Origin of the sequence: Pedobacter sp. ok626, from assembly GCF_900100435.1 — a bacterium.
Lineage (GTDB): Bacteria > Bacteroidota > Bacteroidia > Sphingobacteriales > Sphingobacteriaceae > Pedobacter.
Window position 1 is genome coordinate 354494 of record NZ_FNEX01000006.1, and the last position, 26347, is coordinate 380840.

General features: G+C 40.0%; 20 protein-coding genes. 8 read left to right on the top strand and 12 right to left on the bottom strand.

From position 1 onward, the window contains the following. Positions 1 to 12: 12 nt before the first annotated feature. From BLS35_RS11350 to BLS35_RS11360, 3 genes are all read left to right on the top strand, one after another. A complete protein-coding gene (locus BLS35_RS11350; RefSeq protein WP_090780943.1) occupies positions 13 to 1953 on the top strand; it encodes a sialate O-acetylesterase in 1941 nt (646 codons plus the stop codon). 222 nt (positions 1954 to 2175) lie between these two features. After that, positions 2176 to 5295, top strand: a complete 3120-nt coding sequence (locus tag BLS35_RS11355) for a SusC/RagA family TonB-linked outer membrane protein (RefSeq protein ID WP_165973239.1) — start codon at positions 2176 to 2178, stop codon at positions 5293 to 5295. 18 nt (positions 5296 to 5313) lie between these two features. After that, positions 5314 to 6882, top strand: a complete 1569-nt coding sequence (locus BLS35_RS11360; protein ID WP_090781021.1) for a RagB/SusD family nutrient uptake outer membrane protein — start codon at positions 5314 to 5316, stop codon at positions 6880 to 6882. Positions 6883 to 6968: 86 nt separating this feature from the next. Here BLS35_RS11360 and BLS35_RS11365 read toward each other — a convergent pair whose 3' ends face one another. From BLS35_RS11365 to BLS35_RS11380, 4 genes are all read right to left on the bottom strand, one after another. Beyond that, positions 6969 to 11126, bottom strand: coding sequence for a two-component regulator propeller domain-containing protein (locus BLS35_RS11365; RefSeq protein ID WP_090780947.1), 4158 nt, complete (start codon positions 11124 to 11126; stop codon positions 6969 to 6971). Between the two features lie 153 nt (positions 11127 to 11279). Beyond that, on the bottom strand, positions 11280 to 13478 hold the full coding sequence (locus tag BLS35_RS11370) for an SEL1-like repeat protein (protein ID WP_090780949.1): 2199 nt from the start codon (positions 13476 to 13478) through the stop codon (positions 11280 to 11282). 57 nt (positions 13479 to 13535) lie between these two features. Beyond that, positions 13536 to 14504, bottom strand: coding sequence for a hypothetical protein (locus tag BLS35_RS11375; protein ID WP_090780951.1), 969 nt, complete (start codon positions 14502 to 14504; stop codon positions 13536 to 13538). Positions 14505 to 14585: 81 nt separating this feature from the next. Next, positions 14586 to 15080 (bottom strand): hypothetical protein, encoded by a 495-nt coding sequence (locus tag BLS35_RS11380; protein ID WP_139205884.1) that lies wholly within the window; start codon positions 15078 to 15080, stop codon positions 14586 to 14588. A gap of 155 nt (positions 15081 to 15235) precedes the next feature. Between BLS35_RS11380 and BLS35_RS11385 the strand changes: the two genes are divergently transcribed. Then, entirely contained in the window at positions 15236 to 16648 is a 1413-nt protein-coding gene (locus tag BLS35_RS11385; protein ID WP_090780955.1) for a tetratricopeptide repeat protein, read from the top strand. A 31-nt stretch (positions 16649 to 16679) separates the two neighbouring features. Here the strand turns inward: BLS35_RS11385 and BLS35_RS11390 are convergent, their stop codons facing one another. From BLS35_RS11390 to BLS35_RS11400, 3 genes are all read right to left on the bottom strand, one after another. Further along, entirely contained in the window at positions 16680 to 17477 is a 798-nt protein-coding gene (locus BLS35_RS11390) for a Fic family protein (protein ID WP_090780957.1), read from the bottom strand. Positions 17478 to 17622: 145 nt separating this feature from the next. Next, positions 17623 to 17853, bottom strand: coding sequence for a hypothetical protein (locus tag BLS35_RS11395; RefSeq protein ID WP_090780959.1), 231 nt, complete (start codon positions 17851 to 17853; stop codon positions 17623 to 17625). A 134-nt stretch (positions 17854 to 17987) separates the two neighbouring features. Next, the gene (locus BLS35_RS11400; protein ID WP_090780961.1) at positions 17988 to 18509 is read right to left on the bottom strand and encodes a tetratricopeptide repeat protein; all 522 of its coding nucleotides are present in this window, start codon (positions 18507 to 18509) and stop codon (positions 17988 to 17990) included. 259 nt (positions 18510 to 18768) lie between these two features. On the opposite strand from BLS35_RS11400, the gene BLS35_RS27775 reads away from it, so the two are divergent. Continuing rightward, the gene (locus BLS35_RS27775; RefSeq protein WP_165973238.1) at positions 18769 to 18906 is read left to right on the top strand and encodes a hypothetical protein; all 138 of its coding nucleotides are present in this window, start codon (positions 18769 to 18771) and stop codon (positions 18904 to 18906) included. 255 nt (positions 18907 to 19161) lie between these two features. Here BLS35_RS27775 and BLS35_RS11405 read toward each other — a convergent pair whose 3' ends face one another. The 4 genes from BLS35_RS11405 to BLS35_RS11420 form a co-directional block, all read right to left on the bottom strand. Continuing rightward, positions 19162 to 19776, bottom strand: coding sequence for a YdeI/OmpD-associated family protein (locus BLS35_RS11405; RefSeq protein ID WP_207909092.1), 615 nt, complete (start codon positions 19774 to 19776; stop codon positions 19162 to 19164). 19 nt (positions 19777 to 19795) lie between these two features. After that, a complete protein-coding gene (locus BLS35_RS11410) occupies positions 19796 to 20203 on the bottom strand; it encodes a VOC family protein (protein ID WP_090780964.1) in 408 nt (135 codons plus the stop codon). Between the two features lie 81 nt (positions 20204 to 20284). After that, positions 20285 to 21187, bottom strand: a complete 903-nt coding sequence (locus tag BLS35_RS11415) for a helix-turn-helix domain-containing protein (protein ID WP_090780966.1) — start codon at positions 21185 to 21187, stop codon at positions 20285 to 20287. 53 nt (positions 21188 to 21240) lie between these two features. Beyond that, the gene (locus BLS35_RS11420; RefSeq protein WP_090780968.1) at positions 21241 to 24009 is read right to left on the bottom strand and encodes an AAA domain-containing protein; all 2769 of its coding nucleotides are present in this window, start codon (positions 24007 to 24009) and stop codon (positions 21241 to 21243) included. A 144-nt stretch (positions 24010 to 24153) separates the two neighbouring features. Here BLS35_RS11420 and BLS35_RS11425 point away from each other — a divergent pair, with 144 nt between their 5' ends. From BLS35_RS11425 to BLS35_RS11435, 3 genes are read left to right on the top strand one after another with little or no spacing between them, the layout of a single operon-like run. Beyond that, positions 24154 to 24687, top strand: a complete 534-nt coding sequence (locus BLS35_RS11425; protein ID WP_132225946.1) for a hypothetical protein — start codon at positions 24154 to 24156, stop codon at positions 24685 to 24687. Positions 24688 to 24691: 4 nt separating this feature from the next. Continuing rightward, entirely contained in the window at positions 24692 to 25396 is a 705-nt protein-coding gene (locus BLS35_RS11430) for a hypothetical protein (RefSeq protein WP_090780972.1), read from the top strand. Positions 25397 to 25403: 7 nt separating this feature from the next. Continuing rightward, positions 25404 to 25865, top strand: coding sequence for a hypothetical protein (locus BLS35_RS11435; protein WP_090780974.1), 462 nt, complete (start codon positions 25404 to 25406; stop codon positions 25863 to 25865). 79 nt (positions 25866 to 25944) lie between these two features. Here the strand turns inward: BLS35_RS11435 and BLS35_RS11440 are convergent. Continuing rightward, on the bottom strand, positions 25945 to 26347 hold a 403-nt coding region (locus BLS35_RS11440), incomplete at its 5' end, for a DUF1398 domain-containing protein (RefSeq protein WP_371328242.1).

The window sequence follows — 26347 nt, forward strand, 5'->3', positions numbered from 1 at the left end:
TAAATTAATGCGATGAAAAAACAATTATTAATACTAAAAACGCTGATTTTATTATTCGCAGTAGAAGCTACTGCGCAGCTTAAATTACCGGCCCTGGTAAGTGATGGTATGGTACTGCAACGTGATAAAAAGATCACTATTTGGGGATGGGCGCCAGTCGGCGATAACATCACTATTAGGTTTAACGGTAAGGATTACCGTACCACAAGCGCCGCAGATACCCGCTGGAAAGTATTATTGCCTGCCGCTAAAGCAGGCACAACTGGCACACTTGTGATTACCGATAAGCAGCAAACTATTACCATAAAGGATGTCTTATTTGGCGATGTTTGGGTTTGCTCGGGGCAATCCAATATGGAGTTGGGGATGTCTAGCCTGGCTGAGAAATATCCTGAAGACATTAAAGCAAGCGCTAATCCTAATATCAGAGAGTTCCAGGTTAAAAAGAGGTATAACCTGGTGGCTCCGTCTGATGAGCTTGAAGGCCAGTGGAAGTTAGCTAACCCTACTACCATAGGTGGTTTTACTGCGGTTGGCTACTATATGGCCAGGTCGCTTTACGAAAAATACCAGGTGCCAATCGGCATTGTTCACACCAGTTGGGGCGGGACCCCGGCCGAGGCTTGGGTAAGTGAGGAGGGGTTGACAGGTTTTGATCAGTATCTTAAACCGCTCAGTTATTTTAAGGATCCGAAGCATGTGGATAGTATAATGAAAAAAGATAAAAAGGTATCGGATACCTGGTATGCCAATATCCAGAATAATGATAAAGGTTTATTACCCGGCGGCAAAACCTGGGCGGATGATGACGTAGTACCTGGTGATTGGAAAACTATGCAGGTTCCAGGCTTTTGGGAAACCAAGGCCTTACCGGCGGTGGATGGCGTGGTGTGGTGTAAAAAGAATTTTGAGGCACCAGCCAGTATGGTTAACAAGCCCGCCACCTTAATTTTAGGGATGATCGATGATGCAGATATTACCTATTTAAACGGAACCAGGATAGGCAGTATGAACAACAAATATCAGCAGCGCCGATACCAGATCCCGGCATCGGCTTTACGCGCTGGTAAAAATACGATCACGGTACGTATTATCGATACAGATGGAAGCGGTGGCTTTATTGCAGATAAAGATTATAAACTGGTAAGTGGTAAGGATACCTTGGGCTTAACCGGCGAATGGTACTGCAAAACAGGATTTGCGTTGCCGCCATATCTGGGCTCAACGCGTTTTCATTATTCACCTGCCAGTTTATATAATGGCATGTTATATCCTATTATCAACTATGGTATCAAGGGTGTGGCCTGGTATCAGGGCGAATCTAATACCAATCGCGCTAAAGAATACAGAACATTGCTGCCTGCGCTAATTAAAGATTGGAGGCAACGCTTTAACCAGGGAGATTTTCCATTCCTTATCGTTCAGCTGGCTAACTTTTTACCGGTAAACACGCAGCCGGTTGAAAGTAACTGGGCCGAGTTAAGGGAAGCGCAATTATATGTATCGCAAACGGTACCTAAAACCGGACTTGCCGTAGCCATCGATATTGGCGAAGCAAACGATGTCCACCCACTCAACAAAAGGGATGTAGGTAAAAGGCTGGCGCTAGCGGCGCAAAAGATAGCCTATGGCGATAATAGTGTGGTTTATTCGGGGCCGGTATACAAATCCTTAAAAAAGGAAGGGAACAAACTGATATTGGATTTTGACCATAAGGGCGGTGGATTAATTATTAGGGACGGGCAGTCTCTTCAACAAATTGCCATTGCCGGCGATGACAAAAAATTTGTATGGGCAAAGTCAGAAATTAAAGATGGCAAACTGATTGTTTGGAGTGACGGCATTCAGCAACCGGTAGCGGTTAGGTACGCCTGGGCTAATAATCCCGGTGGAGCTAATCTATACAATAAGGAAGGATTGCCAGCCACTCCTTTTAGAACGGATGCTCCCTGAAAATAGAGGTTGTCAAGTTTAAAAATAGGCTCCATGGTGATGATCTGCCGATAGCAAAGCTTAAGATTGGTTCTCAAATATTTTGTTTTGATAAATAGGTAAAAAGAAATGATAAATAGGACAAGTAAAACAACGTAAGAAGTGGTTGATTTGTTCAGTTCAAAACACAGCGTTATCAATAACCAAACCTATATACTTAAAACCAAATAAATTAATATGAGAATGAAAATTACTAACCAAAAAAATCTCCTCAAAAAGATCAGGTATTATGTAATACCCATTATGCTAACCTTTATTTGCGGGCAGCTGTTTGCGCAATCTTTAAATGTAAAGGGGAAGGTGATCTCGGGCGAGAATAACCAGCCCTTACCAGGTACTACAGTTACCGAAAAGGGGAAAAAAAATGGCGTTGTAGCATCATCTGCCGGTTTGTTCTCCATCAATGTAGATGCCAAGGCTGTATTGGTTTTTAACATGGTCGGGTACCTGCCGCAGGAAGTTGTTGTTGGCAACCAAAGCGAGGTTAACATTACCTTACAGCCCGATAATAAGGGTTTGGATGAAGTAGTCGTAATTGGCTATGGTACTGCCCGTCGGAAGGATCTGGTTGCTGCGGTCAATACCGTATCTGCCAAAGAGGCTGGCGCCAATACAGCGCTCAGCCCGGCGCAATTACTTGTGGGTAAAATGCCCGGTGTACAGGTCGTTAACTCGCAGATTATTATCCGCGGAACAGGCTCTTTTACCAGTGTTGATCCACTATATGTTATTGATGGTATACAAGGCGATGGTAACGTATTTACGACCATAAGTCCGCAGGATATTGAAACGATCACTGTTTTAAAGGATGCATCGTCAACCGCTATTTACGGTGTCGCAGCAGCCAACGGTGTAGTAATTGTTACCACCAAGAAAGCAAAAGCCGGTGCAATACAAGTAACCTTTAACACGCAGGCGGGTATCTCAAAAGCATGGCGACAACTGGATATTCTAAAGGCTGCGGATTATGTGGCTTTGCTTAAAGATATCGCAGCTTCCACAAACATCGCCGTACCTGCTAAGTTGAATACGGCAGATGTACTGGTTGACCGTGCCGATTATCAAAAAGAAGTATTCAGATCTGCCTATTCTACAGAGAGCGACCTGAACGTGAGCGGCGGGGGCGACAAGATTCTATATAACTTATCTATGAGCTATATTACCCAGGATGCGCTCCTTAAAAGCTCCCGTAATGACCGTTTGTTCAGCCGTTTTTCGCTTGATGAAAAACTGGGGCGTTTCCATTTTGGCCAAACCTTAAATTTAAGATATAACCGGGGATCGGGACAAGGCGCAAACCTTGTTGGCGGTCTTACGTACGCACCGTACAAACCTATACTGGATCCGGATGTGCTTGGCGGCTATTCTATAGTTACCAACGTGGATGATAATAGCAATGTGGGTAACCCCTTACAGGATTTAGGTGTTAAGAACAGCAAAAGCAATAGTTTAACCTTATACCCGCAGGTTTTTGGGGAGGTAAAATTAATCAGGGGTCTATCGTTTAGGTCGCAGCTTTCCGGAACCTACAATACCAATAATTCCGATTCCTACCAATATCCGTATGTAGGCTCCAATAACCTGGCCTATGGCAGGCAGGCAGGTCGCTCATTCGGGACCTCATTTACCTATACTTTCGAAAATTACTTCTCCTACAACAACAACTTTGGCAAGCATAACTTTTCGGCCACCTTAGGTACGAGTTATATTGATCCCGGTTATAACAAGGTGCTTACTGTTTTAGGTACAGGCTTAACTAATGATAATGTTCAGGACATCAGCGTTGCACCTACGGTTAGCACAACGGGTAATGGTTCGGGTTACGGCACTCAGTTTGGCAAGGCACAATCATGGTACGGCCGTTTAATTTATACATTTAATGATCGGTATATCCTATCGGGCAGTATCCGTCGCGATGGTTCCTCAAACTTTGGGATCAATAACCGGTATGGTAACTTTCCGGGTGTAGGTTTTGCCTGGAAGTTTACCGAAGAAAGCTTTGTTAAATCGGCCTTTCCCTTCCTTTCGGATAGTAAGTTGCGTGCCGGCTGGGGGCGTACAGGTAACAATAAATTTGCCCTGGGTTTAACCGACGTATTTACCTATGGCGGTTATCCCAATGGTAACCTGGTTTATTCCTTGGGTACAACCGAAGCCTTTATTAGCGGTATTACGGTAGCTACCATCTCCAACCCATACTTAAGGTGGGAGCAGACCGAGCAAACCGATGTGGGACTTGATCTGGGATTTCTGGATAACCGGCTAACCTTAAACGCAGGCTATTACAAACGTAAAAGTCGAGGCTTAATTGTTAAAGTACCACTGCCCACCAGTGTAGGTGTTGGTGGTATAAATGGCATCGGCAGCGACTTAACCTCAAACGCTGCTGATGCCGAAAATAAAGGGTTTGAGCTGCAGATAACCTACAAAAGCAATAGCAACCATGCTTTTAACTATTCCATTAGTGCAAATGGTGCCTATAACAAAAACAAAACGCTTTCAATGGGTAATTTGTCCCAATCGCCAATTATTAGCGGTGCTTTTAATAATTTAAATGGCCTTACGCTAACCCAGAAGGGCTCGCCAATTGGTGCATTTTACGGTTATCGTGTTGATCATGTTGCCAGCACACAGGCCGAGATTGATGAGCTAAATGTCACCGCAAGGCAAAAAACAGGTAATGCAGCAGCCGTATACCAGGCAGGCGTAAAACCGGGCGACTTTCTGTTTAAAGATTTAACTGGCGATGGTGTTGTAGATCTCTTAGATCAGCAAGTATTGGGCAGTGCCATCCCTAAATTTATTTATGGATTTAACCTAAGCGGAAGCTATAAAAATTTTGATCTTAACCTGGTCATATCTGGCATAAGCGGTGTTCAACTGGGCAACGCGCTTAAATTTTTTACCGAGAATGCTTCAACAGGGCATAATGCCACTACGGCTATATTAGACCGCTGGCGGAAACCTGGTGATGTGGCAGCCTTGCCAAGAGCGGGCCAGAATGTTACTTCATCAGGCAACTTACGTCCATCCGACTTTTTTATCGAGAACGGTGCTTACCTGCGGGCACGTAACTTAACGCTGGGTTATACTTTTTCTAAAAACACGTTAAGATCATTTACAGGCACGGTAATGAGCAAATTAAGAATTTTTGCAGCAGCACAAAATCTGTTCACCATAACCGACTACAAGGGCTATGATCCTGAAGTAAGTGGTAGCGACTTTATTTTTGCCCGCGGGATAGATAATGGACAAGTACCACAGCCAAGAACCTTTATAGCAGGAATACAAGTAGGATTTTAAAAATTAATGATTAAGGTGATGAAAAAATATATAAAATATCTGCTGGGTGCGGGCTTATTACTAAGCGCAGGCAGCTGTAAAAAAAATCTGGACATACAGAATAAAAACGCCTATACCTACGATACTTATTTTGCCAGTGATAAGGTATTGAACCAGGCAACTATAGCCACTTATGCCACTTTATTACACAACGGTATGTGGGCTAGGGATTGGTACTTTATTTTTGATCTTTTAGGTTACGAAGCAAAAAATGATCAACCCCTGCAGGGTGATATGTTAAACCTGGCGCAATATAATTTTGGCAATAACCAGCCAACTTTGGATGCGATGTGGGCCTCCTTGTATCGTATGGTTTTTCGCGCTAATGTGCTGATCGACAGAGCCAGCGTATGGATACCTGGTTCGGCTGCAGAAATAGCCCACCAGAAACAGTACATTGCCGAGGCAAAATTTTTACGGGCCTATGCCTATTTTAACCTGGTAAGCTTGTACGGGCGGGTACCATTGCGCATAAGCTATACACAAACCATCAATAACCTGGAGCAGCCAAGAGCCAGTGTAGCCGAAATCTGGGCTTTCGTTGAAACAGATTTGCGGGATGCACAGGCAGAGTTACCGGTAGCCTTTGCAAATGCTGATTTAGGCCGTGCTACCAAAGGTGCTGCCACAGCGCTTTTAGGTAAAGCATACCTTTATCAAATGAAATATCCTTTGGCCGTTACTGAGTTAACCAAATTGACACAGGCGCCATATACCTATACCTTATCAGCTAGCTACAATGATTTGTTTAGTACGACCAACCAAAATAATAGGGAAAATGTTTTCCAGATTATGAACCAAACATGGACGGACTGGGGTATTGGCAGTCAGTATTATGTATTCGGCGGACAGGAAATTAATGGCAAGGCAACCCATTCGGGGCGGGCACAGGAATATGGTTTTAATGATTGGAGCAATGTGTTTATCACCACAACTGCTGTTAAAGCGTTTACCTATCCTAACCCGCAGACTGGTGTTACCTATGTTGACCCACGTGCGGCCTTTACCTTTTATGGCGATGCGGCTAGCGGTGGACAAACGCAATATTGCCAGCAATGTACCGGCGGGGCAATTGCTTATCCGTTTGCGGCTAAAGGCTACCATTATTTAAAATATCAATACTATAATTCAATAGCTGTTTATGGGGGACCGCAAAGTGGTATAAACGGACAGGTAATCCGTTATGCCGATGTATTGCTGTTATTAGCCGAAGCTTACATTCAGCAAGGTGATACTGGAAATGAGCCACTTGGTTTAATTAACCAGGTAAGAGGCAGGGTAGGAGCACCAGCCTACCCAATATTGGGTAATCAGACCAATGCTTTCAGTATCCTGATGCGCGAAAGACAGCTGGAGCTTACCGGCGAACAATCCCGCTATTTCGACTTGATCCGCTGGGGTATTGCCAAGCAAACAATCAACGCCCAGCGACTAATAGAAGATGGGACGCAACCTTTTCAAGATAGAAATATGCTGCTGCCTATCCCTATCTCAGAGAAAAACGCAAATCCAAATGTTGCAAAGGATATCAGTAACGACTGGAACTAAATTAACCCACATATGATAACCAAAAGGCCGCCCTGGTAACAGGAGCGGCCTTTGCTGCGTTTTATTTACCCAAATAAAGGCAACCTTTAAACGTCGGTATGTTTTATTTGTTGAATAAACTGGGTAGGTGGGGTGCCAAATTCTTTTTTAAAGGCCCTGGTGAAGTACGATTGCGTTTGTATACCCACCCGATACATCACATCAGTAATAAAAACATCTTCATGAATCATTATTTCCTTCGCTTTTTGCAGCCGGATGCTGCGGATAAATTCACCAATTGATTGGCCGGTAATACTTTTAATTTTATTGTAGAGCTTGGTTTTGCTCATACACATCTCTGCAGATAGGAAATCGGCATCAAGGTAGGTATCAGTCATGTTGGCGTTGATGTGTACGAGTAGCTGATCAATGAATTCCTTATCGCGGGCAGAATGTACCAGGTCCCTAACCTCAATCTGGTGACCTTTAGTGTAATGATTTTTTAGCTTTTGTCGCTGTTCAAAAATGTTTTTAATGGTTAAACATAGCAGTTTAAAGTTAACAGGTTTGGAAAAATAATAATCGGCACCTGATCCTATTCCTTCAATTTTGGAATTGAGATTATCCATAGCCGTCAGTAATAAAAAAGGGATATGACTGGTTTCCAGGTCTTCCTTAATCAGTCGACAAAAATCAATACCATTTAACCCTGGCATCATAATATCACTAATGATGAGATCTGGGTGTTCCTCTTTAGCTTTAACAATCCCCTCTGTGCCATCTGCCGCTATCGAAATTTGATAATAACTGCTTAAGCTATCTTTAATCAATTCAATTATTTCGGGGTTATCATCAACTATTAAAATGTGCTTTTTAACGGTGTCTGTATTAATTTCCTCCATCAAATCGTCAACCGCTGTACTGCTTGCCTCGGTTGTACATTGCAGGGCTGGTATCACGCTTTCCAGTTGAACAGTGCTTTCGGCCAAGGCTTCGTTCCAAATTTCGGAATCGTTGTAATCATCCTTTAAACAAGGTATTTTAATAATTACTTCGGTGCCTTTTTCTTTTTCGCTGGATACGCAAATCTCACCTTTGTGCAGGGTAACCAGGCTTTTCACAAAGGCCAGACCAATGCCCGATCCCAGGTGCGATTCTGAGATCCTGTAATAACGCTCAAACAGATGCTTTAGCGAGTCCTTATCAATACCAATCCCGGTATCGGTAACTTTAATGGCCAGGCTTTTTTTAGATTGATGGTCGCTTTTAATCAGTAACTCGTTTTTATAGCTGTTGATGATCATATTTTCGGGCTCGGCAATCTCCACTGTTATTTTTCCACCAGCTGGGGTGTACTTAATCGCATTATGAATCAGGTTTAAAACTATTTTTTCCATTATTTGGCGGTCAAACCATGTATCGGTTATGGTTAGGTTTTTCTTGAAGGAGAGGCTTAGCTGTTTCTCATGTGCAAGCACAACAAACTCGTCTGTAATTTCATCAATAAACAGGTCGATGTTGCCTTTAGCTACCTTTAACGATAAGGCGGCCGATTCCACCTTTCTGAAATCCATGAGCTCGTTGATCAAATTCATCAGTCGGTTAGCATTTTTATACAGCGATGAAAAATGGCGGCCGGCTGCTATGCCCACTTCCTCCTTCATCAGTGTTTCCAGTCTGCCCATAATCAGTGTAAGCGGGGTACGTAAATCATGCGATATGTTGGTGAAAAACTGAAGCTGTATTTGGTGCAGTTCCTCCTTTTTCTTTTTTTCGAGCTTATCTAGCTCAAGCTGCCGTTTAAAGTTTAGGGTATAATAAGCACCTGTTATAAAAATAACGACCACTAAAATGCGAAACCAGATGGTTTGCCAGTATGGAGGCGTAATAATAATGGTAACGGTGGTAACCAGGTTGTTCCAGACCCCATTGTTGTTTGATCCCTTAACTTTAAATATGTATGTGCCGGGGTCTATGTTGGTATAAAACGCCTTGCGATCGTGCCCAATATAATTCCACTGTTTATCAAACCCTTCGAGTTTGTAGGCATACAAGTTATTGCTGGCTGCGGTATAATTAAGCGCTGCAAATGATAGTGCAAAGGTGGACTGGTTGTATTTTAAAACAATTTCCTTAGCAAGGTTAATATCGGTTTTTAAGGGCGAGTTATGATCAAAGGGCGTAATTTTTTTATTAAAAATTTGGAACTCGGTTAAATATACCGGCGGTATAAAGTTATTGGTAATAATGTTTTTAGGATAAAAGGAATTGAACCCGCTTATGCCACCAAAAAATAGCTTACCGTCTTTAGCCCGTAAAAAGGCATTAGCAGAAAACTCTTCGCCCTGCAAGCCATCGGCCTTGTTGTATTTTTTATAGGTGCCTTTATCGGGATCAAATTTAATTAATCCGTTAATTGTTGAGATCCATAGCAGGCCATTTTCATCCTCCACAATGCCTTTAATAAATTCATTAGCCAGTACACCGCTTTTAGGATATAAATTAAATTGATCTTTGGCTTCATTGTACAAATAAAGACCGGATTGCCCTGCCCAAACCCGGCCTTTGCTATCGGTATAAATTACCTCAATAATGGGGTTTTTCTCCTGCCCTAAAAAATAGTGTCTGAAGGAGTTTGTATTTTCATCAAGGCAGTTAAGACCGGCATCATCTGTACCTATCCATATATTGCCTTTTTTATCTTCATTTAACGATACAATGTCATAGCCAAAAAAACTGGTCTTACTCTGCGGGTCCTTCGTTACCTTGGTGAAAGTATTATTGTCGGGATGATAACGATTCAGGCCGCCATTATAAGTGCCGATCCAAATATTGCCCTTCCTGTCCTTCAATAGTTTGTAAACATGGTTGGAACTGATGCTGGAGTTATCCTTTGGGTTGTTTAAAAGCCGTTTAAATTTCCCGGTTTTAGCATTAAAAATATTGAGGCCACCGCCCCAGGTAGCTACCAGCAGGTTACCCCGGTTATCGTCTATAATATCAAGCACGGCATCACAGCTAATGGAACTGTTATCAAAGGCATTATAGCGGTAATGTTTAAAGGAGTTATCTGCGCGGTTGTATTTATTAAGTCCGCCGCCATCGGTGCCGATCCAGATAATGCCGTTAGTGTCTTCATAAAATGCCTTAACATCATTATAGCTTAAGCTGTTGCTCTTTTCCTCATGCTGAAAAAGCTCAAAATTTTGTGATTTCGGCGTATATAACCTAACCCCTCCGCGGTGGGTGCCAATCCACAGGTTACTTTGGTTGTCTTCAAAAAGTGTAGATACGGTTCGTTGCGGCAGCGTACCGGGGTTATTTACATGATCTTCGGTATAATGATAAAAGGAATTGCTGCCTGGGGTAAGTAAGTTTAAGCCGCCGTTTACACAACCGACCCACAGATTCCCTTTTTTATCAAATATCAGATCGGTAACGGAATTGCTACCTAGACTTGATGCATCCGTTTTAATATGATAAAGGTGCTTTATGTTTTTGGTTTTAGCATTAACTACGTAGATGCCTGCATTTTCGGTGCCTATCCAAAAATCACCATTTGGGGCTTGCTGCATTACCCGTATGTTGGCTTTAAAATTAGGGATCAACAAATCTTCATTAAAGGTATTTTTGCGATAATTAAATTTGTTTAGGCCCGATCCGGCTGCAAGCCACAAATTATTTTCACGATCCTCAAATATGTAGTTAATGTAGTTTAACGATGCATTAGTTGCGTTCCTTCTATAGCAGGTAAACTTTTTAGTTTGCCGGTTAAATAAATTGAGGCCGCCATTATAGGTGCTTATCCAAAGGTTGCCACGATGATCTTCATAAATACGGTTGATGCTGTTATCAGATAACGATGCCGGATTATTTACCTGGTGTTTATAGGATGTGAAAGTGCCTTTTTCGCGGTCGAATAAATTTAAGCCATTGGAGGTGCCAACCCATAGGTTTTTTTGCTTGTCCTCATAAATATGCCTGATGTAGTTATCACTGATGCTGAATTTATTTTGCGCGTTATATTTATAAACTACCATTTGGTAGCCATCATATTTATTTAGCCCGTCCTTGGTGCCAAACCACATAAAGCCATTGCTATCCTGAAATATGCAATTAACGGTGCTGTTGGACAGCCCGTTATCGCTGGATATATTTGTAAATTTTAAGGGGGGCACGGCCGCAATACCTAAAAGCGGACACAGGCATATTAACAATAACAGGTACCGTTTGGCAAATGTGTTTGCGGGTTTGACAAGGCTCATTTAACAGTTTATTAGTTGGTTAGATTATAAGGGTAAAGGCATATATAATTCCTTAAACCTAAAATACTTAAATCCCTAATAAGTTACGCAAATAAAGCTGTTAATGATAAATAGGTCAAAAGAAATGATAAATACGACAAATAAGCGTCGAATTTAAAAACCAAACCATCCCTTCTTTTTTGCCAGTTCTTCCGGTATCTCCAATTCTGCTGCCCGGGCTTCCTTTAAATGCTCTTGTACTTTCTTTTCGTCCTCAAATCCCTTTTCATTTCGGTAAATCTTAGCGAGTTCTATATGTGCATTAGGATACCCAAGGGTTAATGAAAGTTCAAAGTATTTAATGGCCACTTCGTTGTTCTTTTCAGTTCCTAAGCCGTTAGCTGTTAGAATCCCAAAGTTAAAGGCGGAAATCTCATTACCTTCTTCAGCACCTAAACGGTAGTATTCCAGGGCCTTTTCATACTCAGCTTTTAAATCGTGGAGATAGCCTAACCAGTTGTATTTGGGTTCGCCTAACGCTGCAGCTGCCTGATAGTAGGCTAAAGCTTTTTCCGGATTAAAGGGTAGGAGTCCTTCCTCTGAGTAAATGTCTCCGAGATTGTTATTGGCTAGTGCCAGCTGCGCTTCAGCAGCTTTATTTAACCAGTACAATGCCTTCTCTATATCCGCCTGGCAACCAACACCATATTTATAACACATGCCCAATCCATTCATAGAGCCATCGTTGCCTTTTACTGCACTTTTGTTAAACCAAAAGAAGGCTTTATCATCATCTTTAAAACCATTAACACTATAGTAAGTATGTGCCAGATTATTCATGGAAGGAGTATGACCTTTTTCTGCTGCGATGGTGTAATAATAAATGGCTTTACCATAGTCTTCCCTGTCAAAAGCTTGTTCGCCATAGTCAAATAGGGTGTATGTCTCGCTCAGTTCATCCCTGATCTGCTGATCATCCATTTTTTTCCCTTTTCCATAGACCAAAAGCCTTTTCCTGGTTTCGTATTCAAAATAATAAACATAATCTTCGCCAGTATGTTTAAGTGCGACAGCTTTATCGGTTGGGCGAATATTTGTCTCGCTAACCGTGTATACCTTGTCATCCTTGAAAGCATAGGCAAAGCCATCTTCGGTGGGTTTCCGTGCAACCAGATCAAATTCATATCCACTATCCAGCCGTGTTCCATCCCTTTTGTATATGGAATTGAATTTTGTCCCTTTATGAGGTTTAATTAATAGTATCCCTTCATGCAGGTTTTCTACAGCCTTAAGCGGGAATTCTCCCAGGTACTTAAAAAGCTCATTGAAGATCTTTTGGTTTTTCTGGCCAGCTATCTCAATATGGTAAAAGCCATAGGCTGCCTGGGGCTCATTTTCATGTTCAACAGCAATAACAACTTTTCCGGAAGGATCGATGGTACCCCAAAGTCCATTTATTTTTGCATTAAAATAGTTTCCCTCGTTTAGCGTGTTCAGGTCATCATAAATGAGCGGAGTAAGCTGATCGCCCTTAGTATTGATTAGGCCCCTTTTTTCTTCTGATACGACTACCGCGAAGCCAGAATACTCGAAGTCAAAAGCATCATCCCATGTTAATGGAACTGTAATTCTTCCAGTGGTATCCACATAGCCATATTTACCATTTTTTGAGACTACGGCCAGATCTTCCGGACCAAAACTATAAAATTCGTCAAATTGAGGACTTATTAATATAATACCATCTTTATCCTTAAGTCCCCAGAGTTCATTTTCTTCGAATATTTCGTAGGGTAATTTTTCTTCCTCTGAGGAGTCGATACAAGTCCATCCATAATCATAGTCTTCATAGTTTAGCAGGTCTGAGAAAGAGGTAAAGGCAGGACTGACATCTTTAAGCTCTTTATAGTTGAGTAGGCTGACGTCTCCTGAGTCCATAGCCAAGGTAATCACCTGATTGTTATGCGCTATGGTTGCCAGCCAATCTTTTGCTTGCTCGGCATGAGGTCTGTCTTCCATATTTAACACATCCCACATATCAAGATGGAAGTAACTTCCATCGAGCTGATCCAGGTAGTTGAACAGTTTGTCCTTAGCCTCTTTAAATTTTTCTATATTTTTAATTAAGTCAGGCTGGGCTTCCAGGAAATTATAAAACCGCTTCAGGTTTTCAAGGCCCGGTTTGGCATTATAATATAAACCGGAATCGTTAAATTCCACGTGATTGTTGTAGTTATTACCAGAAATAAAGCCGCTATCGATTAATAAAGGCTGAAGCATTAGCGGCATTTCGTATCCCCATTCCATCATCATCGTGTCGGCATTTTCTGCAATTGATGGGGTATTGATATTGTATAAGTAGGTGCGGTGTGACAAATCAGCTTAAATTAAAGGGTTTAACAAAAAGGAACTCCATATTCTTGACCAATATCGTTACCGTATTGGCGTCAATTCATTACTGCCCGCCTTTTTATGAAGCAGGAAAGAAATCTGAATATCATCATTTTCAGTTTGGGCATGAATGGCAGAAAGGTAATCTTTATACATCTCGCTTGTCGGCTGTAATGCAAGCACTTTTCCAGCTGCATACAGCACCATTTTAAAATCTTTTAAAGGTAAAATCTCCCTTTTTTGGCGGACTGTACCACTCATTTCGTCCCAGCGTTCCCTGGAATGTGCGGGAGTATCCCAGTAAAATGCTTTTGCCAGTTCCACTTCCTTATCATACATGAGTGATGCATAAGCACTCACATCTTTTTTTATCAGCACATTTCTGAAGTTGTTATAAGCTGCAATCGCTTCTTTCAGTAATTTATCCTGATCCTCTTTACCCAAATCTTTGGAATTTCTCCAACCTTCTAACTGATAAGGAACTTCTGCATCGAAAGAACCTTTAAATTCAAAAACCTTTTGCCCGCTGCCCAGAAATTTTTCTGTCCCCGGTTTATTGGAGGTACTGAATTCAAAAACCTGGTTATAGGTTTCTGTAGCGTTTTCAGGGTTATGATAAATCACCTTGATCTTAAATTTAGAAGCATCCACAAGTGTCGGCGACCAACTTTTGTCTGAAAGTTGAGGCGGAAACAAGCGTATGATCATCTCCTGTTTTCCACTCGTTAATATATGATCGTTAATCGGAATACGTTGCTCATTGGCACTACCTAATAACAAATAGCGGTGCAGGGGCATGTCATTGATTAAAATTTCATAACCACAGGCATCCTGACTAAATTCTACCTCATACAATGGAGTATGATCGTATCTCTTTACCTGCTTATAAATATCCAGCATTTTCTGATCCATTTTTATCTGACTTTCAATAGTTGTGCCTGATAATTGTTTTTGCTGACAGGAAGCCAGGCTCGACAGTAATACTAAGCTTGATATAATTAGTGTCCTCATTTTTCAATTTTAATCCATCTGTGTTTTCCGTCAATAGGAATAGTAAAGATAATTCTTTCCTGGTGTTAGGTGCCGAGCTGGTTAGTTCTTAATTTTTCTAGATAAAAAACGTTGGTGGTTTTTCTTTAGATCTTCATTGAATTCCTTGTTGATGAACTCATCATTGATCTGACCATTGTCGCTTCTATATTGCCGGCCAATTTCTTTCTCTCCGGCCGCTGCGAGCTGGTTAAGCGTATTCGCAACAAAACTCCCGTTTTCTTTTTTTCTTGGAATTACGAAATTGGGCAGAGATTCCAGGTAAATGTTCCATTTTCCGTCCTCTTTGCTTGCATACATGACCTGAACATAATCCAATGCTGCCTGTAGATCCTTATCCTGGTTGAGTAACAACAAGTATCCTTTATCATTGCTGCTGTTTAGAAAAACCTGGTCATCGATTTTCCATTTACTGGTATTAAGGAATTGAATGCCTTCAATACCTTCTACGAGCCATGAGGTTAGGATCTGGTGGGCAGCAACTTTTACTTCTTTTTGCGCTATCGTATCCATTTCAGTTGTTTCTTCAGAATTCATATTTTTGCAACTGCTGGCTACACCAAACAGTAACAAAATTGCCAGGCAGATTAAGATAATGTTTTTAGTCATATTATTGTGGTGAAATGTATCCTTGCTTATGCTTGTTAAACTTTCACAACAAATTTACCGCCAAATCCTCTAACATCTACGCTATGAAAAAAATACTCCTGTTTAATTTTCTTTTAATATCAATATTGAACCCCGCATTGGCACAGGAAAAATACATGGACATACAAAGCAAGGTTAAAACTGCTGAAAAAGCCTATTCGTTTAGTGATCCAAATTATAAGTTCTTAAGAAACATGTTTACCGGCTTTGGAAAATCTGAAAAGTTAAGCCTTGCTAATTTATCAAAAGACAATGTAGGTGTTGCTATTGTACTTTCAGACCTAAGCTCTAAACTTGTTGTATCGCCAGCAAAATATACTTTCGACAACAATAAAATTAATATTTCGGCAATCCGATCAAAAACAACCGGAGGTTTAAGCGAGGATATGAAAGAATATGTTCAAAAGTACCTTTATAAGATGGAAGAAGTAGGTAGTACAAAGTTATTTAGGTCCCTGGTGTTAAATAAACCGAAAACAGAGGGTGTTTTCGCACAAAATGCCACTGAATTTATCGTAAATGAACCAAATACATTATCTTTTGTACGCGGAGATGAGGATTGGATGTATATTGTTAGTATAGATAATGAATATAAAACCCTGGAGAATCCTCGTATCATTATGTATGCTTTCAAGATCAGTATTTCTGGCAAGGACATTTTCAATACAGAAAATTCCATTGATGATATGGAGAAAAGACGGATAACCAGAGTTGCCAACGAAAAAGCAGAAAAGGAAAAGTCGCCCCTGTTTCATGATTTCAGAACTGATGAGATTCGTGAACTATTGAAAGAACTAGTTATGAAAGAGCCGTTTAAATCTAATCAGGAATTACAAAAACATATAGAAAAGTTAGACACCAAAATCACCCGGTTTAACCTGAAAGATTATGCCGCCCAGTTTAATTACTTTTTAACCTTAAACTTTTCGACATTCAAAAAGAAAGACCAGTTTGAAATAAACGAGCTCTTAAACATACAGCATTTGTCGGCCCATGCCTTAGCAGATTATTACGTGTCACAAGGCAATTACGACCAGGCTGTTGCTTTTTATAAAAAAGCAGCATTTGAATTTCCTTATGAAGTGTCGAGTGGAACAACCTTTATAAAAGATATGGAACGTATAATTTATGATCTTTCAAAATCATGCTATAAGGCCGGCAGAAAGGATGAAGCGTATGGCTATTTATTGGGATTGATCATTGATAGTCAAAACAATGAAACACTGGCAACAAAAGACTTGAAGTCTTACCTGTTACACGAAAAAGAAGATAATAGGAAATTTGCAGCTGATTTAGACAGGGCCATGAAAACAATAAAACCTAGTGCAAACGGCTACAGCTTTACTTTCATATTCAGAAATAAAGAAGTGTTTTTTTATCCGCTTATGGCTAAATCATTAGAGGAGTATCAACAGCAAATCAAAAACAGTGAAATTTATAATTATTTAACCCAATAATCTATAGCTAATGAATTGCTTAAAAAAGCAGTTAGAATAAGAAAGTAAAACCGTGTCCTTTTTTAGGGTGTTTCATTTCTTCGAACTTGTTGATTTCAGTAGACAAATGCCTGATATATTCTTCATCCATAAATTTTCTGAAAATGTTAATGTCCTCGTCTTTACGGGTGTCAATAAGTGCCTGATAGTAATCAGTTTTTGTTTCATTGTGTACGATCGCAAGTGGTAGTTTAAACACAGCTTGGATATAGTTCATTAACAATCTGGAAGTTCTGCCATTCCCATCATAAAAAGGATGGATACTAACCAGGTTAAAATGCGCATCATAGGAGAGATTTAATTTTTCCCGTACAGTTAGATTTTGCTGCATTCGTTTAGCTAGATCCGAAGCAAGATTTTTTGTCAGCGTTTCTACTTTATCGAAATTAGGGAAATAGGTATCACCTGCCACTACATTATCTTTGCGAAAAGCTCCGGTAGCAGCATCAATAGTTCCAAAAACCGTATTATGAGTACTTGCTGTGTTTTTTACAATAAGTGAATTTAGCTTTTGAATAAACTGGTGGGTAATAGGTCTATTGGTTTTAGCTTGCTCTAGGGCGTATTGAAGTGCCGCATAGTGATCAGTTACCATCAGACTTTCGTGTAGAGGCTTTCCTTTTGGAGTCAATCCTTCGCTAAGTAAAACCTGAGTTTCGACTTCAGTAAGGGTTGAGCCTTCAATCCTGGTAGAATGGTGAACGATAGAAATCAGATTGAATTTTTCATGATCTATCACCTGGTCTATGTCAAGATGTTTATACTGCTCTATGAGTTTGATGACGTCCATTGTCTTGATGCAAATGTAATCAATTTGATATTGATTGCATCCTTTGCTTTTCACTCGAATTAAACTAGAACTTACCAGCGATAGTAGATAATCTTATGGTGTGGTGTTGATATTCATGTTACAGCCAATAAAATCTTCTCATATTCTAAAGTTTCCAGTTTTCGTGGGCTTGAATTTCGTCTCTTATCGAATTGAGTAGCGGCATGTCCAGTTCGCAGCCTTGACTTTCGCAGCGGGCATGATCTTTTTCGTCCAGTTGTATGGTTCCTATGGTTTCTCCTTCAACGTAGATCTGGTAGCGTGAGTTTCCTAAGGGTTTAATGTCATAAAATCTGCCCTGTCCGTTATCTGCTATTTCTATTCTGAATTGTTCCATTGTTATAAGTGTTTTATAATTTTAACAATGCTGGAAGATTTTTGTTTATGTCCGGAGGATACTTCTCTATGATGTAATAAGCCTGCAAATCATAAGATTGCAGGCTTATTGTTGGTTCTGCTTCGTCAAGATGTCTAAACCTGATAGGCATAGATCATGGTTTTCTTTGCCTCCTGTTTTGCAGAGATGCGTTTGATATGCTCTTGAAGGTTACTATGCTCTGTCTGATTTGCAGTAGCAAGCGCAGCATTGTGATATTGAGCCTTTGCTTCATCAAAATCCTGCCTTTCCTCAGCATAATTTCCCAGTACTTCGTAAATATCCGCTTTGCATACGCCCGGTACCAGTAGGGCTTTTTCGGATACACTACAGATTGGCTGATGCATTTTCAATACCACTAAAAGCCTTAAATAATGGAAATAGGCATCAGGAAAAGCAGGGTCAAGATCAATACATTTTTTAAAATAATAACCCGCAGTTTGATAATTTTTAAAATGATCTTGGTATAAACAGCCCAGATGATGATATGCCCGAGCATATTCTGGGTCTATGCTTAATATTGCGTTAAATAAATTAAGGGCCTTAGGCAATTCGCCATAGTTCAGCTCCTCGATAGCCTGCAGATATTTTTCGTCCGCAGTATAAAAAGTGTCCATAAGGATATATTGTAAATACCAGCCTTAATTGGCCAGACATTGTGTATATTAATAAGTTTATTGAATGTTATTGATGAGGTTTTACCTCATATTTTAGGCTGGATTTTATTTCATACCCGGCCCAGCTAACCAAGAAGACTGGCTATTGAGGTTAATTTGGGTATGTAATATTAGGCGTAGCATGACTGTATTTTTTTTACAAAGATATTGTTTTAGCTTGGTATTCAAAACTTTAAAATCTAGCCAAATAAAACCCGTCATGAAATACCTTTCAAAAACTTTAGTGCTTAGTCAATTCCGATTTTCTGAACAAGGCAGCAACCGAGGTGTTATTCTTGAAGGACAACCTCAAAAAGGACAAGAACTTGAGGTTGTAGGTGGGAAAGGGATCGAATAAGAAAATTCTAGCCGTTAACATTGTTAAAAGCAAGAGAAAAGTGCTAATTTGAAAATGATTACCTATCCAATCTGCGAAATGTAGAGAGGGGGATAGAGAAATTATATATGGAAGTTCTATTGCGTGCTAACTGGAGGACTAGAGGGGCTCAATCGAGCCCTTTGTTAAGATTTTGATTTTGGAAATGGGAATACATCCTCGGCGTTAGAGTTCTTTTTTGTTGTGCTATTTCTATTGTTTGTTGCAAGGCAGCGTTTATTTCTGGTGCTTCCAGAACCGGCCCTTACCATCGGCGATCCATTCCAAGGCTTCATCAATCCTTTTTTGCCGGGTCTGATCGGTCTTAGCATCACTTATCCAGATGATATATTCCTTACGGAAAGAGTTTGACTTGCTTTCAAAGACCGCTTTTGCTTTTGGATTGCCTTCAAGCGCATCCTGGAAATAGCCCGGCGTTTCCAATACCTTAGGCTTTTCTGCTACCGGTTTTTCTCTTTGGATCTTTAGGCCCTTTTCGTTCAGTTGTACCGCTTCTTTAATCATGGCGATAAATTCCTGATCAGGGAGCAGCTCATTAAAATGCGTGATTTTACCCAGTAGCCGCTTGATAGGTTTGAGATCCTTGGCCGCTTTTAGTCGCGGATCACTCATTAACTCACCTTTTACAAAGGTAAAAGAGCAGTGTGCCTTATGTGCGGCCATCACACACATATGGTCTCCTTTATAATCAAAATGGGGGATGCCCCATTTGATGGCCTCGTCCACATCTGGGCAGTTGTCGTGGACAAGCTTACGCCAGTGTTCGAGAATGGGGCTGGCAAAATCTTCTGCCTTAGCGATATAGGTGTCTATAGCCGGATCGTACATCATGTTGTCCATTTCTAATGAGTTACGACTGAGCGAACTGACTCATGTCCATATATACCAATTCCCATTTGTGACCGTCCAGATCGGCAAAACTATGTTGGTACATAAAACCGTGATCCTTAGGCTCGGCATAAATTCTGCCGCCTAAAGATTGAGCTTTGGCAATGAATTCTTTAACCTCTTCCGCTGAATCTGCATCTAATGCGATCAGGACTTCAGTATGTTGGTTGGCATCACACACAGCTGTATCGATAAAAGTTTTGAAATACGTTTCGGTAAGCAACATCACAAAAATGCTGTCACTGACAACCATACAGCCAGCCTTATCGTCGCTGAATTGAGGATTGAATGAAAAACCCAGGTCTGTGAAAAATTTTACGGATTTGCCCAGATCTTTTACTGGAAGATTGATAAATACTTTGCTTGGCATATAATTAAATTGATATCACAAATAAACACAGATTCGCACAAAGAAGTTCGGTAGAAATCTTGGATTTACAGGTCAATTTAATTACCTATGCTGTCTGCGGAACGTAGAAGGGGAGAGCCCGGTATGTTTTTTAAAGAACTTGCCAAAATTGTTCGGGTCAGAAAATTCCAGCTGGTATGCGATACTGGAAATCTCCATATCGGTGTACCTAACCAGCGAACGAGCCTCAATAGCCAGGCGTTCTGAGATAAAACTCAAAGCATTGCGCCCTGAAGCTTGTTTAACCGATTGAGAAAGGTAATTAGCTGTAACCGAAAGTAGGTCTGCGTACTCCTTCACACTGCGCTTATGGATATAATGGCTTTCAATCAGCTGGATAAAATCTCGCATCAATACTTGTTGTCTGCCAGCAGGGAGCGCCTTCTGGTTTCTATCCAATGCAAATCCCTCCAGATGACACAACAGCCCCAAAAGCTTCAGCCTTGCTTCCAGATGAGCATCCTTATCAGACTGTTCATAAGCAGAAAAAACAGCTTCAAAATGCGGAGCCAACCCCATAAAAGTATGATGATCAAACCTGAACAGATTGGTGCGTTGCTGATCAAACAGGCTAAATTGCTGGTGAAAGCCCGGCCTGAAAAAAGAGAAAGCCTCGGGCTTAAAATAAATAATATACCCCTCCAAAGCATTATTGTGCGCAAAACTATAAACCAGGTTCGGCGAATGGAACACCAAATAGGAATTCGGGTCTTCTACCAACTCCTCACCGTAACTGATATTCACCTTCCCTGAATTGAACAGCAATGCAAAAAAGTAAAATGCACGCTTAAACGGTGGCCGGTATACTGACACCTGCGGCTTATCCAATGGCTTTAACCTCAGACAATAGAAATCAGGGTTCTCTGTTCTGCCAGGCCAGGGAATAGAGGCTAGAAAATCATTGATTTCCGTATAAAAGGGAAGCGCTGGTTTCATTTTTTCCATAATCTCTACAAAACGATTGACCGAAAATAGCTTTTTAACTGTACAATTGTGTTTCAATATAGCCCCATTGCAGCGCTTAAACTTTCAGTAATTCTTGTTTCCTCGTGATGTCCATCTGTTGATAATCTAAGCAGTGGTAATCCTATAGCTTCTAAGATATGATTCTTCTTGTTGTCCCTTTCTCGTTGCAATTCATTGCCATGGAATGCCACCCCGTCCACTTCGATAGCCAAGACAGGAGTCTTGTCAATTTTGTTGTAAAGCAGAAAATCAATTCTTGAATTACTCCTTATAAACCTAATTTCATCTTTGGAGAACGGTTGAAAATTCCGAATAAGATCGTTAAGCCTATATTCTCTCACCATGTGAATAGACGAGAATTGGGTATTTTTTAACAATATATTTTCACTCAACAGCTTGTGAATAATAATCTCTGCAGCAGATCCTTTTATGTTCTTGTTCGTTAAAATAAACGATATAAAGACTTTATTGTACTCTTTATACAGAAGATCAAAAACGGAACGGATATTGCCTTTAATGATCGTTTCATTCGGGTCGGTGGTGTAACATATATAACGTATCATATCACCGATGTTAGTTCCGTGAGGAAGATCCATCGATTCCGGTTTTACCACAATAAATTCTTTTACAGCTCGTGATACAGCGACATTTATTAGGTTGGGGTTGTCAATAAATGTTCCTATCTTGTTTTTTACCGTGTTAAATATAATTACGTCCTTCTCACGTCCTTGAAACTTATGTATAGTGTCGGCTTCTGCTCCATCTGGTAGCTGTTTTTGCAACATATTCGCATGTTTTCTATAGGGTGCAATTGCGCCAACTTTTTTGAAATCTGCTGCATAGTTCTTCCGGATATAGAAATCCGTTTCATCTATCTGTCTCTGATTATAATTATCCCTTCCACCCGCTATGTTTGTCTCAATGATTCTAAATGGATGACTATCCGCGTGGGTCATAATAACCAGCTTATTATTGTAGTATTTTTTATTACAGAATCCAATAATCGTAGGATGACATCTGTAATGTTCTTTTAGCAGAACCGATTTTACGTTATCCCGATACAGGCTCTTCAGCGAGTTCAAAATATTCTGTTTCACATAGTCATACGCAGGGGAGATATTGTACTTAGCATGAAATTGCTCTGCAGCGTCCTTACTCTGTTTATCTACAATGTGGGCAAGCTGCATACTATCTCCAACAACAACCACATTTCGGCAACGCGAAAAACACACGGCAGACTTTATAATATCCACCTGCGAAGATTCATCTATAATCAGATAGTCAAAAAGATACCCTTTGGGAACGCTCGTGTGTAGCGAGACTGTAGCGCTCAGAACCACAGGATAATGCTTTATGAAATCATCAAACTGGTCACGGTAATCAGCTGCTGTAAAAGCAACTTTATTCAAGTGGTTATATTTTTCAAATAACACTCCATTGAATACCTCTTTTGATGTCTCAATAAATTGTTTAAGATTAGCTTCTTCATTGTTAGATACCAACCAATTTTCAACCTCTAAGATTTCGCTTTTTATTTTTGCGATGTATAATTCATAGAATTTGTGGTTAACATAAACAGGAAACTCCTCACTATACTGACGAATACTATTAAGGTCAAAGAAACCATATTGCAGAACAAGTCGCAACTTATTTATAATGGATAGCTTGTTCTCGAGGTTTATGGGCGACAGCAAATTTTTCAATTTCAAAGTCGTTCTGAAATTCCATTTGCGGTATAATTTCTTGTTGAGTACAGATTTTATGTCCTCCTTTAGTGGTTGTTCTGCCTTTATATGGCTAAATTCTATTTCAGCATCTGACAATTCCGTCTTTAAGATGGCTAACTTATTTCGGTACTGAAAGCATTTTGCTAATATGGAATCTGAATCCAGCACCTCATTCTTTGCTTGTTTCAATCGATCGTCCGATACCTCAAAATCTTGATTGACTATTTGTTCTTCACGATTTTTAAAGAATGAGTTTTTGTTATCGTTATTTCCAAGTGATGCCACAAGCATTCCATAGCCGTATTTCGCTAATTTCTCCCACACGTTAAATACAGCAGCGTTATTGTTTGAAACAATCGCAACGGTTTTATTTTGTACGATAAGATTGGCTATAATATTTAGGATTGTTTGAGTTTTTCCTGTCCCTGGAGGACCTTCTACTATACTTATGTTATTGCTAAGCGTAGTCTCAACCGCCAATTTTTGACTCTCGTTGCATCCGAAAGGATAAATTAGTGTCTCCTTTGGAGCATGAATAGCAGGATTGATTCCATCAATGTAGTTAGAGAGTGCTGACCTTGATTCCAATATATCTATATCATTAAGGGCCTTGAGCAATATTTCAGCGCTTATTTGATTAGGATTTTCACTAGCTGTCTCTTCTGATTGAATGTCGAATGAAACTCCGCCACTTTCTTTAAGTATCTCTTTAAAATAGTTGATTACTGACTCCGACTGATCTGTATTCTTTTTTATAGCACAGATTTCAATATTAGCGTCGTTTTCAATTGGAAAAGAAAAACTGTCTTTATGTCGAAAAATTAAATAACGGCCATAATTATCAACGGTATTATATGTCTTATTTAGTTTGCCATTCTCATATATGCGCACATCTTCTCGGCTCGATACAAGCGGATAGTACTGTACTTTGTCAGCTCTATAGTTATAGCTTCTCCCATTATTAAACGTGATGTAATATCCGGTGTCTGTACAATCAACCGTTGAAACATCACTTTTGTATTCAAACTTTAGGGATGTTTTATTTTTTAAGTATACTATGAAAGGAGGAGCCATTAATTTTTTTTACAGATGTATAGCTTCGAATTTACTAAATTTCATCGGAATTTGGGATCGATTCTGTCAACGGGAAGAAGAACGCCGGGAAAAATATGGCGATGGAAAAAATCCCTATATTTAAGATGTAAAAACCATCCAGAAATGACTGTTAACAGGGTAATCTATCTATCGTCGATCGTGATCCTGACAGGCTGCGTTTCATTAAAGCAGACCAGGCAGGAGGGGGTACAGAAAATTTCAGACCTACAGGCATTTGAGGGTACCTATGAGAATCCGTTCAGCAAGAAAAGCGATTCTGAATTTTCTTCGCTATGGAACCAGCTTAATCTGAGCGAGAAACTCGATACGCTCGATTTCCAGACGGCAACAATTGGGCTTAAGGTCATAGGAAAAGACCAGATCAGGGCTGCTTGGCTGCAGGGAGACAGAGAGAAGAAGAGCGTGGTACTGAAAGGAAAGCTGAAGGATAGCTATTTTGTATCGAGACACAAACGGAAAATAATACCGATCCCGCTAATATATGGGCAGTTCAGCAATAACCAGTTCCAGCTATGGCTAGGCAAGGACGGTCAGCTGCACGTGGACAGGATGCAGAACGAGTGGGGATGGGTATTCGTGTTTCTTGCAAGCAAGGACAATACGAGCAGCTATGAATATAAAATAAAGCAAAAATAGAATAATGAAACTCATAATCGCCTTTGTATTCCTATCAACCAGTCTACTTGCCCAAATCAAAAAAGAAATAACCGTTGGTTATGTCGAAACTTATGATAAACTGCCAAAAATTGTATTTACCCCGAGTTCGGTAGCTGAATATGATAAGTATGCAAATACAAAGTATATCGTAAAACCCAAATTAAAAACATCAAAAACACATCACATCATCAACTCAAAAGGAAAGCAGTTTAACCTGAAAAAGTATAAAGATTATGGTGGCGAAGAAAGTTACAGCGGTTACGGCTTTTTGGGTTATTATCCAAAATTGAAAATGTTTGCCCTTACCGAAAACTCAACCGCAGAGCATCTGGGCTTTGGTAATTTGGTGTTAATAGATAGTTTAACCAGTTACCAGTATGCCATTGTTTCAATTGGCGATGGTGCTGTAGAAACGCCCATTCCATCACCAGAAGGCAAATATTTAATATATTATTATAACTGGCCTTATGAAGATAACAGTTGTTTTATTGGCTTGATGAAGATTGGCGATAGAAAAAATCCGCAAAAAGTGTTGACAGAAAAAGCAGGTTTCGATACAAAAAAATGGGCAGTAGAAAACGTAAAATGGATAGACGATAACACTTTTTTAATCAAAGCATTTACGGTAAAGCCATACAACAGGCAGGGCGATAGATTTTATCAATATTTTAAAGCAAATACAAAATGAGTGCCCTATGAAGACAACAATTATGATTGCATTACTTTTGGTTTGTAAATTTTCATTTGCACAAACGAAAAATCAAAAATTTGTGCTCGTAAAACCAGATATGATAAAAATTGAGTGGTTACAATCTCACAAATCTTACTCCTCATTATATGCCTACCTTGTCTGTCATTACGATACTATTGGCCCTCAAAAATTTTTAGGAGAAAAATGTGATTTTTCGCAACAATTTAAAAATAGAATAAGTTATGTCCAGAAAGAATGCCCGGTTGGTGCAAGCTCTTATCGGTTAACTATTCCTTTTATAGAAGTCTCAGAAATAAAAAAACTGTTTGCTGTTCTTTTTAAATCAGAAGGTTGTGTTTGGAGCAGAGATAGCCTATCGTACACATCAAAAAGCGGTGCTGGTGGAACGTTTGAATACAAAAAAGTGAAGAATAAGATTATCAGTAATATCTTGTTTACCGATTAGTATTTGCGCAAAATCGCAGCATGCAGAAGCACTTAGATTTTACCTAGTTATCCGTTAAAAAATAAATATTAAATCAATTTCATTCGGAATTAGGGATCGATTCTGTCAGGATGAGCTGATTTTTCTGATCATAGTAAGCGCAGGTCATCAATGATAAATTCACTATCCATCTATCGATTCCTGTTTCTGCACAATGCCTGCAAAAGCTGAGGTAATCCGTTTGCCCTGCCTGATGCATTTTCAAATACTTCATAAACTTTTTCTTATGACTTACAGCAGCGACGACTAAAGGTTCATACTTTGCCTTGGAGCTGAGCTGATGGCCATTATTCCCGAAATACTGGGTATGACTATCGGATACGTAGGTCACAAATTCTTCTACCCCTAATTTTTTGATCGCTTGAATGTACTTAGGGAAATCTGCTCCGCTTTTCACTTTTTCATGTTCCTGCTCAATTTGCGCAATTGTAAAAGATTCCTCC